The sequence below is a fragment of the Scytonema sp. HK-05 genome (assembly GCF_963872035.1).
Taxonomy (GTDB): Bacteria; Cyanobacteriota; Cyanobacteriia; order Cyanobacteriales; family Nostocaceae; genus Kalymmatonema.
Genome location: NZ_CAWMYC010000165.1, coordinates 1 through 16,349, shown reverse-complemented (window position 1 = coordinate 16,349; position 16,349 = coordinate 1). Strand labels below are relative to the sequence as shown.

General features: G+C 42.7%; 12 protein-coding genes. 9 read left to right on the top strand and 3 right to left on the bottom strand.

The window, feature by feature from the left end; genetic code table 11:
- Positions 1 to 253: 253 nt before the first annotated feature.
- A complete protein-coding gene (locus AACT52_RS38310; protein WP_073635489.1) occupies positions 254 to 853 on the top strand; it encodes a hypothetical protein in 600 nt (199 codons plus the stop codon).
- Between the two features lie 347 nt (positions 854 to 1,200).
- On the opposite strand, the gene AACT52_RS38305 is transcribed toward AACT52_RS38310, so the two are convergent.
- Entirely contained in the window at positions 1,201 to 1,455 is a 255-nt protein-coding gene (locus AACT52_RS38305) for a hypothetical protein (protein ID WP_073635488.1), read from the bottom strand.
- Positions 1,456 to 2,127: 672 nt separating this feature from the next.
- On the opposite strand from AACT52_RS38305, the gene AACT52_RS38300 reads away from it, so the two are divergent.
- From AACT52_RS38300 to AACT52_RS38290, 3 genes are all read left to right on the top strand, one after another.
- Entirely contained in the window at positions 2,128 to 4,155 is a 2,028-nt protein-coding gene (locus AACT52_RS38300; RefSeq protein WP_073635513.1) for an FAD-dependent oxidoreductase, read from the top strand.
- Between the two features lie 548 nt (positions 4,156 to 4,703).
- Positions 4,704 to 5,030 carry an ATP-dependent Clp protease adapter ClpS gene (gene clpS / locus AACT52_RS38295; protein WP_073635487.1) on the top strand — a complete coding sequence of 109 codons (327 nt, stop codon included), beginning with the start codon at positions 4,704 to 4,706 and terminating at the stop codon, positions 5,028 to 5,030.
- Between the two features lie 20 nt (positions 5,031 to 5,050).
- Complete coding sequence (locus AACT52_RS38290) at positions 5,051 to 5,344, top strand: DUF2103 domain-containing protein (RefSeq protein ID WP_073635486.1); 294 nt, start codon at positions 5,051 to 5,053, stop codon at positions 5,342 to 5,344.
- Positions 5,345 to 5,491: 147 nt separating this feature from the next.
- Here AACT52_RS38290 and AACT52_RS38285 read toward each other — a convergent pair whose 3' ends face one another.
- Together AACT52_RS38285 and AACT52_RS38280 are read right to left on the bottom strand one after the other, a co-directional pair.
- Positions 5,492 to 5,812: a hypothetical protein gene (locus AACT52_RS38285; protein ID WP_073635485.1), complete on the bottom strand. Its 321-nt coding sequence runs from the start codon at positions 5,810 to 5,812 to the stop codon at positions 5,492 to 5,494.
- 243 nt (positions 5,813 to 6,055) lie between these two features.
- Positions 6,056 to 6,544, bottom strand: coding sequence for a molybdenum cofactor biosynthesis protein MoaE (locus tag AACT52_RS38280; RefSeq protein WP_073635484.1), 489 nt, complete (start codon positions 6,542 to 6,544; stop codon positions 6,056 to 6,058).
- 597 nt (positions 6,545 to 7,141) lie between these two features.
- Here AACT52_RS38280 and AACT52_RS38275 point away from each other — a divergent pair.
- From AACT52_RS38275 to AACT52_RS38255, 5 genes are all read left to right on the top strand, one after another.
- The gene (locus AACT52_RS38275) at positions 7,142 to 9,955 is read left to right on the top strand and encodes a hybrid sensor histidine kinase/response regulator (protein ID WP_073635483.1); all 2,814 of its coding nucleotides are present in this window, start codon (positions 7,142 to 7,144) and stop codon (positions 9,953 to 9,955) included.
- Positions 9,956 to 10,052: 97 nt separating this feature from the next.
- The gene (locus AACT52_RS38270) at positions 10,053 to 13,355 is read left to right on the top strand and encodes a PAS domain-containing protein (protein ID WP_073635482.1); all 3,303 of its coding nucleotides are present in this window, start codon (positions 10,053 to 10,055) and stop codon (positions 13,353 to 13,355) included.
- Between the two features lie 129 nt (positions 13,356 to 13,484).
- Positions 13,485 to 13,931 (top strand): response regulator, encoded by a 447-nt coding sequence (locus AACT52_RS38265; RefSeq protein ID WP_198941070.1) that lies wholly within the window; start codon positions 13,485 to 13,487, stop codon positions 13,929 to 13,931.
- Positions 13,932 to 13,947: 16 nt separating this feature from the next.
- Positions 13,948 to 15,840 carry a hybrid sensor histidine kinase/response regulator gene (locus AACT52_RS38260; protein ID WP_073635481.1) on the top strand — a complete coding sequence of 631 codons (1,893 nt, stop codon included), beginning with the start codon at positions 13,948 to 13,950 and terminating at the stop codon, positions 15,838 to 15,840.
- Between the two features lie 84 nt (positions 15,841 to 15,924).
- On the top strand, positions 15,925 to 16,317 hold the full coding sequence (locus AACT52_RS38255; RefSeq protein ID WP_073635480.1) for a nuclear transport factor 2 family protein: 393 nt from the start codon (positions 15,925 to 15,927) through the stop codon (positions 16,315 to 16,317).
- The last annotated feature ends 32 nt before the right edge of the window (positions 16,318 to 16,349 follow it).

Genomic DNA, 16,349 nt, shown 5'->3' with positions numbered 1-16,349 from the left:
AAATTGCGTGGTGGGCTTCCCATCCTCTTTTTTTTTGTCCCAATTTTTTAAGCTGTTGCACATTTAATTTGCACGTTATTTTTTTATGAGCTTTCTTAGTCATTTGTCATTTTTCCTTTGTTTGTACTAATAAGTATGACGGCTTTCCAAACCCAGATTTACATGACTAATGACTAATGACAAATCTCATGAGAAAATATGCATTTTAAATGTTTGTTAGCTGAGTACGAAAGTTTAGCATTGGTTGAAAGTTATGTCTGCTCTCCCCGATCCAACTTGCCATTCACAAAAACGCAAAATTCAGATTATATTAAAAGTACCTATCGACATTGAACTAGATGTGTTAGGGATACCGCCTACACATGATCGCCAAGTTGAGGTTCAAGAATTGTTGAAGTTGATTGAAGATTCTGGTGCGATCGCTATTAGTAATGTAGGTCAAGCTGAGCTTAGTGACAATATCCAAGTCTCATCAAATAAACTTGAAACTGATCGGTCGGAAAGTTCCCAGATTCTTTCCACTGTTACCCAAATCCAAGAGCAGCAATATAGCGCAGAAAATCATCAAGAAGACACAACAGTAGAGAGTCAATCCATAGATTCTTTTACTCAGATTCAAGATACGCAAGACAAGTCAAAAAATCATCAAGAAGACACAATAGTAGAGTATGAAATCATAAATACCTTGTTGCTTGAGCAAGGTTTTGCAGTGATTACACCACTGAAACCACAATTAAAGAAAAGACTTACAAAACGCGTATTGGACTCACTTAACGATGGTTTAGCCTTTGCTGTTAACACTGTAGGAACAATCACGTTTATGGGCAAACTTGCTAACTATAGCTGGGAATAACACAACGCCAAATCGGAAAACATAATAAACCTCTTACAAAAGCCAAGTTTTTTGAAAATAAACCACAAAATTACCACAGATGCACACAGATAAATAACTAGTTTTCATCTGTGTGCATCTGTGGTTTTGTCTATTTTAAAATAATATTAAAATAAGTCTAATAATTGCTAAATTGTAGCCCTAGTATTAAACTAGGGCTAATTTGATATCTACACATTGTCGGATTGATTAAGCGGGCGGGAAGCCCGGCACCCAATCAAGGGTAGTTAAAGGCTTCCCAGAACTCGCAACTTCTGAGCAATCAGCAACTAAGATGAATTTTGGCATCCAATAATTGCCTATCTTCGTTATGATTGTTGTACTACTGGTTGCTCTTGTGAATATTCTTTGTTGTAGCCATTCTTTAAAGTACACACAGGTGGTTGTGCTTGCACTTCTGGTTCGAGGTAGATATCGGGTTCGAGATATACAGGAACTTTTTGTCTAACAGTTCCGGGGGCTCTTACCAATAGTTTTGGCTCGATTTCGATGGGTATGTTCAATTTGATAGGGATTGTGAATTCGCAAGGTTGTGGACAGTAATTGGGGTCGTATGTCGTCATATGTTTGGCTCCTAATATTGCTCTTTGAAATTGTTGGATTTGAAGGTTCAGCTTCTTTGCTCTCCTTCTAATCCTTAGTAGATGCCGATGAAATAAACTTATGCACAAATGGTACGGTGCTTGCGAGCGTATTCACCCCATTTATCTTGCTCTCAGTTGATTGTGGTGACTGGTAATTCTTGATTTGGATAAGTTTCAAGGTAATTTAGAATTCATTTACAAAGAAAACATTAAATTGAAGTAGGGTGCCTTAACTCAACCATCTATAATTTGACGAATTTATCGAATTGTGGCACCCTTTGAAAAACCATAACTGGGTTGTTGGAAAAAGCTTGTGAAGAACATTTTCACGATGGTAGCGTCTTAAATTACTGATATAGTAGCTGGCGAAAGCGATATTGCGGCTTGTCAAACGCAGACGCTCGTACACGTCCCTAGGGTTGTGTACCCGTTCGTTAGGGTTGTCGATTTGCTGTGGGAATCAATTCCCTACGTAGCGAAGCGCAAGTCCTCGCGCTAAGGACTAAAAACCTGAAAAAACAGACGGGTATGAAACCTACGGAAACCTGCAGATGCAGGTTTTGTTTGTTTAGTCGCTCTGAAAAAATCGCCAGAACATTTGAAAAAAATGCTCTAGAAGCTGATTTAGGAGTTGAACGGATCTTGTTGAGAATGAAGCGATCGCTATCTATACTGACTCTTTGCTCTACTTTTCTCTCTTTTATTGCACCATACGCTGTGTTAGCTGCACCACCTAGAACTCCTGACAAAACTGTCAATTGTGACATCTTGGTTGTGGGTGGAGGACTTTCTGGTGTCGCCACGGCTTATGAAGCAATACTCGCAGGACAAACGGTTTGTTTTACGGAAATTACGGATTGGCTGGGAGGACAAATCTCTTCCCAAGGGACTTCTGCACTTGATGAACGACCAACGCAGCGTCGTAAATTATACTATTCTCGTGGTTATCTAGAATTGCGAAATCGGATTGAGCGCAAATACCGTGGTAACCTCAACCCTGGTAACTGTTGGGTAAGCGACTCCTGCTTTCTCCCCCGCGATGGTCATGAAATCTTGACTTCGATGCTCAAAGATGCGGAAAAAAAAGGCAAAGGGAAGTTGCAGTGGTTCCCAAACACAGTGATTAAGGAGTTGGAATATAGTAGCGACGGAAAAATCATTAGTAGTGCGATCGCTATCCAACATCAACCAGCCAATGGTGCACCACCTCTCAACACCTTTCCTTTATCTCAAACAGTCGAAGACGCTTATACCTACGAAAACTCATCTCGGTTTGCCAAAAATATTATTCGTTTCGTCCCCAAGCAAACCAAAAGTAAAGCTTCAGGTAATGCTCCCAACTGGTATGTTATAGACACTTCGGAAACTGGGGAAATTATCGCCCTCGCTGATGTTCCTTACAGATTGGGTATTGATGCTCGTTCTTACTTGGAGCCTTCTTCTTCCAGTACTCAAAACGATCCTTATTGCCCACAAGGTTTTACCTACACCTTTGCAATGGAGGCTACCAAGGAACCGCAAAGTCAAACAATGCCTCCATTTTATTCGCAGTATGCGCCATATTACAGCTATGAATTGAAGCGATTGGCAAGCTTTCCCCTAGTTTTCACCTACCGTCGCATTTGGAGTCCCGACAAAGGACAACCAATGGAATTCGGAGGAGTGAAGTTTACAGGTCCGACACCAGGGGACATCTCGATGCAAAACTGGACTTGGGGCAATGATTACCGTCCCGGAACCTCTGCCGATAACCTCATTTACTCTCGTCAGCAGTTACAAGCCTCTGGGCAATTGAAACCAGGAGGTTGGATGGGCGGATTGCGGACAGAAGCCTTACGCAAAGGTGAGGAAATCTCTTTGGGGTACTATTACTGGTTGACTGCTGGGAATACAGATTCCCAATTGGGGGATGGTGTAAAGCAGCCAGAACCAAATCACCGCTACTTATCAGGGTTAGATTCGCCGATGGGGACAGCGCATGGCTTGTCGAAACATCCCTATATGCGGGAAGGACGACGCATTATTGGACGCCCCAGCTGGGGACAACCCGAAGGCTTTTCTATTTGGGAAATTGATATCTCTCGTCGCAACTACGATGACGAGTATTATCGCAAGACATTACCGCAAGATATGTATCGCCGCCTGAAAGCTGCATTAGGAGGTTTAGAAGCAGCATCAGTACTCTCAGGTCAAGTCAGTCCGGACAAAGTTGCGCGACGGACTCGTTCTACAATCTTCCCCGATGCTGTGGGTATCGGTCACTACGCCATAGACTTCCATCCTTGCATGACCAAAAGCCCTCCAGAAGCGCCTGGAAATACGGAACGTCCAGGCGAAAGGCGTGGTGCTGGGCAAGCTTATCCCTTCCAAATCGCACTCAGGGCGATGATTCCCCAGAAAATCGACAATTTGCTCGTCGGTGGGAAAAGCATTGCCACCAGTCACATTGCCGCAGCAGCTTACAGAGTCCACTCGTTTGAATGGTCTGCTGGTGCAGCTGCTGGAACGACAGCGGCTTTTGCCTTGAAAAATGGCATCGCACCTTACCAACTGGTAGATAAATTGCCGTTACCAGAACAGCGACTACAAAACCTGAAACAGTTGTTAGAGCAAAATGGCAACCCCACCGCTTTCCCTGATACCTCGATTTTTAACCAAAATTGGGATGATTGGAAATAATGATTAAGAAGAACACAGAACTCAGTCGTCAGAATACATCGCCATACCCTTGCGGGAATTCAAAATTCAACTTAGGCAAATTCAAAAATTTTTTGAATTTGGAATTGATAATGCGTGAATTTGAGCGTCAGCGCAGGTTCCGCCAACGCCCAGCGTAAGCCCACATTAAACAAGAGTGCAAAAATAAATTTCTTGTAGGGGGGAGAACTCAGAACTCAAGAATTCTTCTGTATTCTGGGTTCTGTGTTCTGCAAAGCGGCGTAGACGCGTCCCTTGCGCGTGTCCCCTTGGGACTCAGCGGCTTGTCGTCAGACATCGCTACAGTAATGACTGCATGCAAGAACTCTATTAGACATCTCCAGAAATTAATTATGCGTTGTCTACAACCCTTGTACCAGACGTGCCATGGCACGTCTCTACATTGTTTTTTGGAGAGGTTTATTAGAGTTTTGGCTCTTGAGTGTTGACTTTTAACTCTTGACTATGGACTTTGGACTAAACTAGTTAATCGTAGTGTAGTTTGGTTAAGCTTTTTGGCTAAGTATTTTATGGTACCCAGACTTTCAGCAGCTGTTTACGGGATGGCAACAGCACCAACTATAGCTCCTGAACGATCTACTCAAGTAACCCGCAAGTTATATCCGAATTATAAAGTGATTGTATTAAATGACGATTTTAATACATTCGAGCATGTTCACAATTGTTTGGTAAAGTATATTCCAGGTATGACTAGCGATCGCGCTTGGGAACTTACCAACCAGGTGCATTACGAAGGTCAAGCAATTGTCTGGATCGGTCCCCAAGAACCTGCTGAATTGTACCACCAACAGCTGCATCGAGCCGGTTTGACTATGGCTCCTCTGGAAGCAGCATAATAGTAGAAAAATAAAATATAATGGCAAAATCCACTGAGGGCAGATTAGTTTGGAATCACTCGACCCATATTAGTGGTCTTATCCCAGTTCTTGAACGTTTAATACGCCAAGATGGGATTCAAACCGTTACACCAGGACAGCTTGGGCGCGTGAAAGGTCACTGCCCTCATTTACAATTGCGAGTATCTGTACCAATTCGGGGTGGCTTTAAGATCATCGCCCGCCACGGGAAAACAGTGCAAGAGGTGTTTATCCTGACAAATTTGGATCAGAATCAACTCCAAGAGGCGATCGCGATCGCCATGAAAAAGTAATCAGTCTTTTGAAAGAAGTCAGGACACAGAACTCACAATTCAAACAGCATTTGGCGAGTGCTGGTGTATCCATTCTATACAGCTTCATTACTGCTTGCAGTATAAATCTATTCTGATTTCTGAGTTCTGTATTCTGAGTCCTATTCATTAATCTTCAACATGACGCACTGCCAATTTATGAAGCGGCAGACTTACGACGCAAGAAAATGTTAAGAAATATGACAGTGCTGCAGTTATCCTTAAGCTCATCATTATAGTTTCCCAGTCGGGTAAAACTATTTTTTGGATAGCAAAAGCAACACAGTAAACTAGCCAGTAAGAAAAGCTCATCCTAAACAGAATTCGCTCTGTTTCTTCCGCTTCATCCTTTTGCTGCTTGCGCTCCCATAGTAACAATAGACCAGTAATACAAGCTATGAAGGAAAGAAGCACAAAAAAATCGTGACAAACTAAATTTACTGAACTCATGGGTTTCTATCCCAAAAATTTTCTATTTCTATTGGAGATCAGTCTAAAGGAATAATCTTTTGGAATAAGCAAATAGTTACAAACTGAAATAGAGACTCCTATTTTTGTAAAAAAGTGCAAAGAAGTTATAAGTTAACAGTTACCAGTTACCAGTTATCAGTTATCAAGATGTTGTTGTCAATTTTCTCACTGTTCACTGGTCACTGTTCACTGTTTACTGGTCACTGTTCACTGTTCACTGTTTTAACAACCCTGGGTTTCACAAGCACCAATACTCACCCAGCTACTTGAACCATCTGCCCAATGTTCTTTTTTCCAAATGGGGGCGTTGTGCTTGAGAGTATCAATCGCATAGCGACAAGCTTCAAACGCCTCAGAACGATGGGGACAACCCACCGCGACTAAAACGCTGATTTCACCAACTTGCAAGCGTCCAATGCGATGATAAATGACCACGCGAGTCACAATAGACCATTTTTGACGAATCTCGGCGGCAATTTGATAAAACACCTGCATTGCCATCGGTTCGTAAGCTTGATATTCTAGGGCTACGACAGGTTTACCCTCTGTTTGGTTGCGAACCATTCCACTCATGACCACAACTGCGCCGTTTGCAGGGTCATCTGCTTTGGCATAAACATCCTCAACAGACAATGGCGCAAAGCTAATGGCAAAGCTATCTTCAGGTTTCGGTTTTACACAAGCAACTGAAGGTGTTAAACCCAAGTTCATCTTAATGATTTCTATTCCTTATAGGGATTTACGCACTTCCCGCGTCTCCATTGTACATCAATTTACAAACAAGTCTGTTGACAATATTTCCTTGTTCTCGTTTTCATACTCTATTGATGCAAAATGATTACGTGCAAACGGACTTTTTCCGCTTTTTTCTAAGCGATTTTTAGCTTAATTCTTAAAAAAGATTACCAAAAGGTACGTAGAATCCCCGAAATTCTATGTAAACATACTGAAAAATTAAAAAAATTGTCATCCTCCTTTAGGCATATTACTATAATTAAGTCACAAAGTCACTATCGGATTCGTTTGAAGAATCCGATAGTGACTGAGTCGAGCTATCAAGTGCAGCAAGCACTGATTTGACTAAGAGGTAAGTTCACACTTAGAGCTACTACTTGGAAGTAGTCTGAGAGTGCCGTACGTCTGGTTATTAGAACTAAAAAAGCAAATGTATATGGCACTTGCAAACAGACTTACAGTAGGCAGTGTTCAAAAATCAGCCACCTAGAAACTTTCGCGCTTTGAAGAATCTGGAGAACCGTGTATCACATCAGGGCAAGCAATAATTCAACTCTTATAGGAAAAGATATAATGAACCCTTTATTGTCTAACAATGAAGTCGCAAGGCTTAAGGCTCTCCACCAGTATCAGATTCTAGACACATTACCAGAACAAACATTTGACGATTTGGCATTCTTAGCCGCCCAGATTTGCGCTACACCGATCGCATTAATAAATTTGATAGACGCTAACCGTCAGTGGTTCAAAGCGAAAGTGGGGTTAGATGTAGAAGAAATGCCCCGAGATATCGGGTTCTGTCCCCTTTGTATTGATCAACACGATGTTTTGATTATTCCTGACACCTTGGCTGATATACGGTTTGCCACCAATCCAGTAGTCACCAGTCCGCCCTACGTGAGATTTTACGCAGGAGTCCCTTTAATCACACCAGAGGGACAGGCGATCGGGACGATATGTGTCGTTGATCATGTACCGCGCGTGATGGAACCAGAACAGCTGGAGTCGCTGAAAGCGATTAGCCGCCTAATTATCAAAAAACTGGAGTTACGCCGGAATTTAACTCAAGTCGCTACTATCAAAACAGAGTACCAGCAAGCACAAGAAGCACTGCGGCAAAGCGAATTTACCCTCCGCAGCTTTTTTGACAGTGCGCCGATGATGATGGGGATAGTCGAACTATTAGATAATGATGATATCCTGCATATTTCTGATAATGCTGCCACAGCAAAATTTTTTGGCCTAGCCCCAGGAGCAATGCGAAATCGCCTTGCTAGTGAGATCGGTTTGTCACCAGATTATGTGCGCGACTGGATTGATTATTTTCGTCAGGCAGAAAGCCTGCAAGTACCCATAAGCTTTGAACATCTTCACAATGGTTTAGCAGAGCAAAGGTGGCTAAGAGCCACGGTTTCAGCAATTGGAGAAAGTTCAGTGAACCGTCCGCGATTTGCCTACATCGTTGAGGATATTACTGAACGCAAACAGGCAGAAGAAGAATTGCGTTGGAAAGAAGCGCTTTTGCGCTCAATGACTGGTGTTTCTCCACTAGCATTTTACGTTGTTGATCACCGTACTAATGACATTCTGTATGTCAATGAACGCTTTTGTGAAATTTGGGACATTCAACACCTAAAAGAGCAAATTGACAGCGGGAAATTGAAACATCAGGATGTTATAAACAAATGCTGCCAATTTACAGAAGTTTCTCCTTTCATCTCCTGTCAACCGACTCCAAGTGAAACCTGCATATGTGAGGACGAAATTTTATTGAATGATGGTCGTACTATCAGGCGTTTTTCCAGACGCATTCAAGATGAAAACGACCAATATTTTGCCCGCTTATATATTTTTGAAGATATCACCGTACGCAAACTGGCAGAACAGCAAATCCGCGAACGAGCAGCTTTGCTTGACATAGCTACAGACGCAATTATATTACGTGATTTAAATAATCAAATTTTACTATGGAATAAAAGTGCTGAGAACCTTTACGGCTGGCAGGCTCAAGAGGCTCTTGGTAAGAATGCTTCAGAAATTTTAGATAACGAAACGTTGCCGCTACACTGCGAGATTTACAAAAGTGTTTTAGAGGCTGGCTCATGGCAGGGTGAGTTGCAGAAAATAACGAAATCTGGCAAAGAAATTATTGTTGAAAGTCGTTGGACGTTAGTACGCGATGAACATTCTCAACCAAAATCAATCCTGATTGTTGATACTGATATCACACAGAAAAAGCAACTAGAAAAACAATTTTTACGCAATCAGCGCATGGAAAGTATAGGCACGCTTGCGAGTGGCATTGCTCACGATTTGAACAATGTGCTATCTCCCATTTTGATGTCGGTACAAATGCTGAAAGCAAAATCTGCTGATGAACGCAGTATCCAAATGCTAACGATCGCCGAAAATAATGCCAAACGCGGTGCAAATTTAGTGAAACAGGTGCTGTCATTTGCTAGGGGAATTGAAGGCGAACATACTGTCCTTCAACTGAAGCACTTGATTTCAGAAATGAACCAAATTGTCGAACAAACTTTTCCGAAATCGATAGCCGTCCAAACGGAAATTCAATCTAATTTATTACCTGTGTGTGGTGATAGTACCCAACTGCATCAAGTGCTGATGAATTTATGTCTCAATGCTCGTGATGCTATGAGCGATGGCGGAACTTTAAAAATTGCGGCAAAGAATGTTTTGATTGATGAAAATTTTGCCAAAATGCATCTTGATGCTAAAGTAGGTTCCTACATTGTCCTCACAGTTTCTGATACGGGAGTTGGCATTCCTAACGAACAATTAGATAGAATTTTTGAACCATTTTTCACAACTAAAGAGTTTGGTAAGGGAACCGGGCTGGGACTGTCAACAGTCATGGGTATTATTAAAGGTCATGGTGGGTTCGTCACCGTGTCTAGTTACATAGGCAAAGGCACAAAATTTAAAGTGTACCTGCCAGCAGTCAAGACAGCGGCGACGCAGTTTATGGAAGACCTAGAAATGCCGACAGGATACGGGGAATGGATTTTGGTTGTAGATGACGAACCTGCTGTCCGAGAAATTACCAAAGCTTCTTTAGAAAGTAATAATTATAAAGCAATGACCGCGAATGATGGTATAGAGGCAGTCGCACTCTACGCCCAGCATAAAGAGAAAATTAGTGCGGCAATTATCGATATGATGATGCCAGATATGGATGGAGTCACTACCATCAGCACATTGCAGAAAATGAACCCTCTGCTACGTATCGTTGCTGTGAGTGGACTAGCGACAAGTGAACAAGTGCCACTAGAGCAAAACTCTAAGCTAATAGCATTTTTACCTAAGCCATATACGGCACAGGAGTTGCTAAAAACTTTGCACTCAGTTATTTCTAGTCATGAGTAAAAGTTAGGATTGGAAGTAGGGGAAGCAGCCAGGGTTCACCTTTGTTTTGCAAACTAAAGATGAGGGAGAATAACAAATAACAAATAACAAATAACTAATGACTAATTTGATTCTGGTTGTAGACGACGACGCTGTCACACGGATACAACTACGGACTTTGCTACAAAAAGAAGGGTATCAAATAGCAGAAGCAATTAATGGGGAACAAGCATTAAATGTGTATCGAGAAGTACAACCAGATATAGTGCTGCTGGATGCCCTGATGCCGATGCTCGACGGGTTTGCCTGCTGCGCTCAATTGCAACAACTGCCTGGTAGCACAGAAACACCCGTGTTGATGATTACCGCTCTTGATGACGACGTATCCGTGGATAGGGCTTTTGTAGCTGGTGCTACTGATTACATTACCAAGCCAATTAACTGGCAAGTCTTGCGTCAAAGAGTGCGTCGTCTTTTGGAAGCCCGTGATGCCATGCAGAAATTGCGACAGCAAACCCAGCAGGCGCAGAGTCGCGAGGCGCAACTTAGGATGGCGTTAGAAGCAGCCAGCATGAGTACCTGGGACTGGGATATCCTGAATGACAAATTGACTTGGTCGGATAACCTCAAAGCACTCTTTCGCTGGGAAAGTGCCGCCTATGAAGCTTTTCTTGAACACGTTTATCCCCAAGACCGAGATTTTGTCAACTATTCGGTGATACAAACTCTCAAGGAAGGGGCAGAGTACGACATCGAATTTCGTGTTGTTTCTCATGAAGGTCATATTTATTGGTTGGTAAGCAAAGGTGTTGTCTTTCGCGACTCATCTGGCGTAGCGCTGCGGATGACTGGGGTAACTATGGACATCACCAAGCGCAAACAAGCGGAAGAGGCGTTAGAAGTTTATGCCAACCGACAGGCACTTGTCGCAGAAATCAGTCAACTGGCACTAGCTGGTCTAGACTTAACCACGCTGATGCACGAAACTGTTACCTTCGTTGCTGAAAGCCTTAAGGTTGAGTATTGCAAGGTTTTGGAACTCCAAAGCGATGGTGACACCTTACTGCTACGGGCAGGAGTGGGTTGGCAGGCAGGGCTTGTAGGATATGCAACCCTCAGTGCTGGCAAGGATTCCCAAGCTGGGTATACGCTACTTTCTAACGAACCAATAGTGGTCACAGACTTCGGCACAGAAACTCGGTTCAGTAGACCACAACTGGTGCGTGACCATCAAGTGATCAGTGGTCTGTCGGTAGTCATTCATGGTAAAGAGCGTCCTTTTGGTGTCTTAGAGGTAGACACAACCAAACAGCGCACCTTCAGCAGAGATGAAATTTACTTCTTGCAGGCAGTTGCCAATGTGCTGGCTACAGCCATTGAACGTCTGAAAGTCGAGGATGCCCTCAGAGAAAGTGAGCAACGCTGGCAGTTGGCTTTGCGGGGCAATAATGATGGCATTTGGGACTGGAACGTGAAAACTAATGAAGTGTTCTTCTCGACTCGCTCGAAGGAAATGCTCGGTTATTCTGAGCATGAAATTGCCAATCATTTAGATGAATGGATAAGCCGGGTGCATCCAAATGATATAACCAGGGTAACACGACTCATTCAAGACCACTTTGCTCGGAAAACTCCGTTTTACATGAGTGAGTATAGAGTCCGATGTAAAGATGGTAGCTATAAATGGATTTTGGATCGGGGTCAAGCACTGTGGGATTCGCAAGATACAGTAGTGCGTATGGCTGGCTCCCATACAGATATTACTGAGCGCAAGTTGGCAGAGGAAAAACTGCAAGAAAGCGAAGAACGTTTTCAGATACTCGCTCGTGCCACTAATGATGCTGTCTGGGATTGGGATTTACTGACAGATCAGGTGTGGTGGAATGACAGCGTACAGACTCTGTTTGGTTACTCACCAGAGTCCGTCAAAAGCGAAGCCGCTTGGTGGCATGAGCATATACACTCAGACGATCGCCAGAGGATTGTTTCTGACATTCATGCTGTAATCAACAGCAATCAACAATTCTGGTCGAATGAATACCGCTTTCGCCGTGCAGACGGTTCTTATGCCTACATTTTTGATCGCGGTTATGTAGTTCATGACAACATAGGCAAGCCGGTACGGATGATTGGGGCGATGATGGACATTTCTGAACGCAAGCGGGTTCAAGAAGAGTTACAGCGCCAGAACTTGCGATCGCAATTGTTTGCCGATGTCACCTTAAAAATTCGTCAGTCCTTACAAATTGATGAAATTCTGCAAATCACTGTAAAAGAGGTGCAAAAGCTGCTGAATTGTGAGCGTGTCTTAATTTTTCGCCTACTTACAGATGGTTCCGGAAGGGTGGTGCAAGAGGCTGTGGTCGAGGGTGTGCCTGCCGTTCTTGGACAGCACCTTAATGACCCTTGCTTTGTCGAAGATTACATCCACAAATACCGCCACGGACGAATTAGTGCTGTTACCGACATCGAGGATGGTGGGATCGAGCCTTGCTATGTGGGATTTCTCAAAAAACTTAATGTCAGATCTAACCTTATTGTCCCTATTCTCCTGAAAAATCAACTTTGGGGGCTGCTCATTGCCCATCAGTGTACTCAACCTCGCGAGTGGACGAGCTGGGAAACTGAACTTTTGCGACAGTTGGCAGATCAGATAGGTATTGCCCTTGCTCAAGCTCAACTTCTAGAACAAGAAACTCGTCAACGGCAAGAACTTATCCGTTCCAATGAAGAATTGCAACAATTTGCCTTCATCGCCTCTCACGATTTGCAAGAGCCATTGCGTAAGATTAAGACATTTGGCGATCGCTTAAAAGTCACTTGTAGCCATGCTTTAACCGAACAGGGAGTTGATTACCTAGAACGGATGCAGAATGCAACCCGCAGAATGCAAGCCTTGATTGAAGATTTGTTAACACTTTCGCGAGTGACCAGTAGAGGGCAACCTTTTGTAGTAGTGGATTTGACACAGATTACACAAGAGGTGTTGTCTGATTTGGAAGTACGTATTCAACAAACCCGAGCATATGTGGAGGTAGGCGAGTTACCTGTCATTCACGCTGACCCGTTACAGATGCGTCAATTGCTACAAAATCTCATCGGCAACGCTCTGAAATTCCACGCTCCAGGGAAAGTACCTATTGTTAAAATATACGGTGAAAAATTCGACACTGAAGATGCTGTGGAATTTTGTCAAATTATTGTAGAAGATAATGGTATTGGCTTTGATGAAAAGTACCTTGACCGCATCTTCAACGTGTTTCAACGGCTGCATGGTCGCAGCGAATACGAAGGTACTGGTATTGGTTTGGCTATCTGCCGGAAAATTGTTGAACGTCACAACGGGAGCATCTGTGCACAAAGCACACCAGGGCAAGGTTCAAGATTCATCGTCAGACTTCCAATTCATTCTCTTGCATAAGGATGCTCTTCCTCAAAAGGGTTTATCATACCCCCAGAGATTGTCAAATTTTGGACAACCTTATTTCGTTATTTGTTGCAATTTAATAATCTATTCATCTTAAAACCAACGCAAAGGAGAAAATGCAGAGTGAAGGGTCGGCAAACAACCGTCACAATTCTGATGGCTGATGATGATGAGGATGACTGTATGCTAGCTCGTGAGGCGTTAGCAGAAAGCCGATTGGCAAACGAACTGCACATCGTCAATGATGGCGAAGAGTTGATGGATTATCTCCATTATCGTGGTCTGTATGCCAACAAAAGCAGTGCGCCGCGACCAAATCTGATTTTGTTAGATTTAAATATGCCAAGAAAAGATGGTCGTGAGGCACTCAGAGAGATTAAAGCTGACCCACTTTTAAGGAAAATTCCCGTTGTTATTCTGACGACTTCCAAGGCAGAGGAAGATGTTTCTAGCAGTTATGATTTGGGTGCAAACTCATTCATCATCAAACCTGTGACATTTACATCCTTGGTGGAAGTTATGACAACAATAGGAAAATACTGGTTTGAAATTGTCGAACTGCCGCTATAACTACAGGGAGACAGAAATGAAAGAGAGCATATTTAAAGTTCTTCTTGTTGATGATGATGAAGATGACTACATTTTAACTCGTGATTGGTTTCGTGAATTTCAGGTAGCTGACTGCGAGTTGGAATGGGTAAATAATTATCAAGCAGCAATGGAGGCGATTGTTCATATCCAATACGATATCTATCTTGTTGATTACCGTTTGGGTGCGCGTAACGGACTGGATCTGTTACGTGAAGCAATTGCCAAGGGTTGCTCTTCTCCAATTATTTTACTGACAGGTAAAGGAGATAGGGAAATAGACATTGAGGCAATGAAAGCAGGTGCAGCAGATTACTTAGAAAAAAGTCAGTTGACTGCTCCTTTGCTAGAACGTTCTATCCGCTACGCGGTTGAGCGCAAGCGAGCAGAACAAAAGATTCGCGAACACGCCGCACTGCTGGATGTTGCTACCGATGCAATTTTTGTACGCGATTTAAAAAATAAAATTTTATTTTGGAATAAAGCGGCTGAGGACTTATACGGTTGGAAAGCAGCTGAAGCAATTGGTAAGAAAACATTAGAACTTTGGAAAGAAAAAGATAGTTCACAATTCCAAGAAGCTCTTAAGACTTTATTGCAAAATGGTTCCTGGGAAGGCGAACTGCATCAAAGAACAAAATTTGGTAAAGAAATTATCGTCGAAAGTCGCTGGACACTAGTGAGAGAATTAGAGAAAAAAGAACAATCAGTTCTCGTTGTTAATACTGATATTACAGAAAAAAAAGAACTAGAAGCACAGTTTTTTCGTGCCCAACGTTTGGAAAGCATTGGCACTTTGGCAAGCGGTATTGCCCACGACCTCAACAATGTTCTTGCGCCTATTTTGATGACCGCCCAACTTTTGGAATCACAACTGCATGATGAGCGGAGTAAGCGACTGCTGCCAATATTGATATCCAACGCCAAACGGGGAGCAAATATGGTCAAGCAAGTGCTGTCTTTTACTCGCGGTGTTGAAGGCGATCGCACTTTGCTGCAATTGAAGCATTTAATCAAAGAAATTCAACAAGTTGTTAAAGAAACATTTCCCAAATCTATTGAAATTTCCACTCATATAGCGCCAAACCTTTGGACAGTTTCAGCTGATGTGACCCAACTGCATCAAGTGCTGATGAATTTGTGCGTCAATGCTCGTGATGCTATGCCTGATGGGGGTCGCTTGACTATCTCGGCGGAAAATCTTGTTGTTGATCAAAATTACGCCAAGATGTATCTTGATGCTCGAGTTGGTTCGTATGTTGTGATGACTGTTGCTGATACTGGAGTTGGTATTCCACAGGAAATCTTAGACCGTATTTTTGAACCATTTTTTACGACTAAAGACTTAGGTAAAGGGACTGGGCTTGGTCTTTCTACCGTCGTTGGGATTATTAAAAGCCACGGCGGTTTTATTAACGTGTATAGTGAGGTAGGGAAAGGCAGCCAATTTAAGGTGTATTTACCAGCACAAGAAGCAACGGAAAATCCAGAACAACAAGAACTGGAATTACCTTGCGGTAACGGAGAATTGATTTTGGTTGTGGATGACGAAGATTCGATTCGAGACGTTACCAAAACATCTCTAGAAAGTTATAATTACAAGGCGATAACTGCTTGCGATGGTATTGAGGCGATCGCTCTTTATGCAGAACATCAGGACGAAATCTCTGTAGTCTTGACAGATATGGTTATGCCTTCTATGGATGGAGTCACCACCATCCGCACCTTACGAAAAATTAATCCAGCAGTCAAGATTATTGCCGTGAGTGGACTTGCTTCTAGTGAAAAAATTAATACGGTCACTCAGATGGGCGTCAAAGCGTTTTTATCCAAACCTTACACCGCCAAGCAGTTATTGCAAACTATTAGCACCGTCAAAAGTGGAAATTAATTAAGTAAATTATGAATTAGAAATTATGAATTATAAAACTTTTATTATTCATAATTCATAATTGACAATTTATCATTCCTGATTATGACCAACCAGCATTCTGAAGTTTTAGCCGTCAACCAAGCTTTTTATCGAGCTTTTGAAAAAAAAGATATCGAGGCAATGGCTACCGTATGGTCTCAAGGAACTGGCAGTATTTGTATTCACCCCGGATGGAATGTATTGCGCTCTTGGAAGGAAATTCGCTCCTCCTGGGTTAACATTTTCAAAAATACTACTTACATTGAGATTAACACTGAAATCATTGCAACAGAAGTTCGCGATCAGATCGCCTACGTCGTACTCACAGAAAATGTCCTGCAAATCATCAATGGCAGAAGATTAGAAGCACAATCAGTAGCCACGAATACATTTGAACTTCTTGGTGGTCAGTGGTATATCGTTCATCATCACGCTAGTGCAGGCTGGCAAAAATAACTGACCAGTGATAGATGTTGGCTCGAGTACTG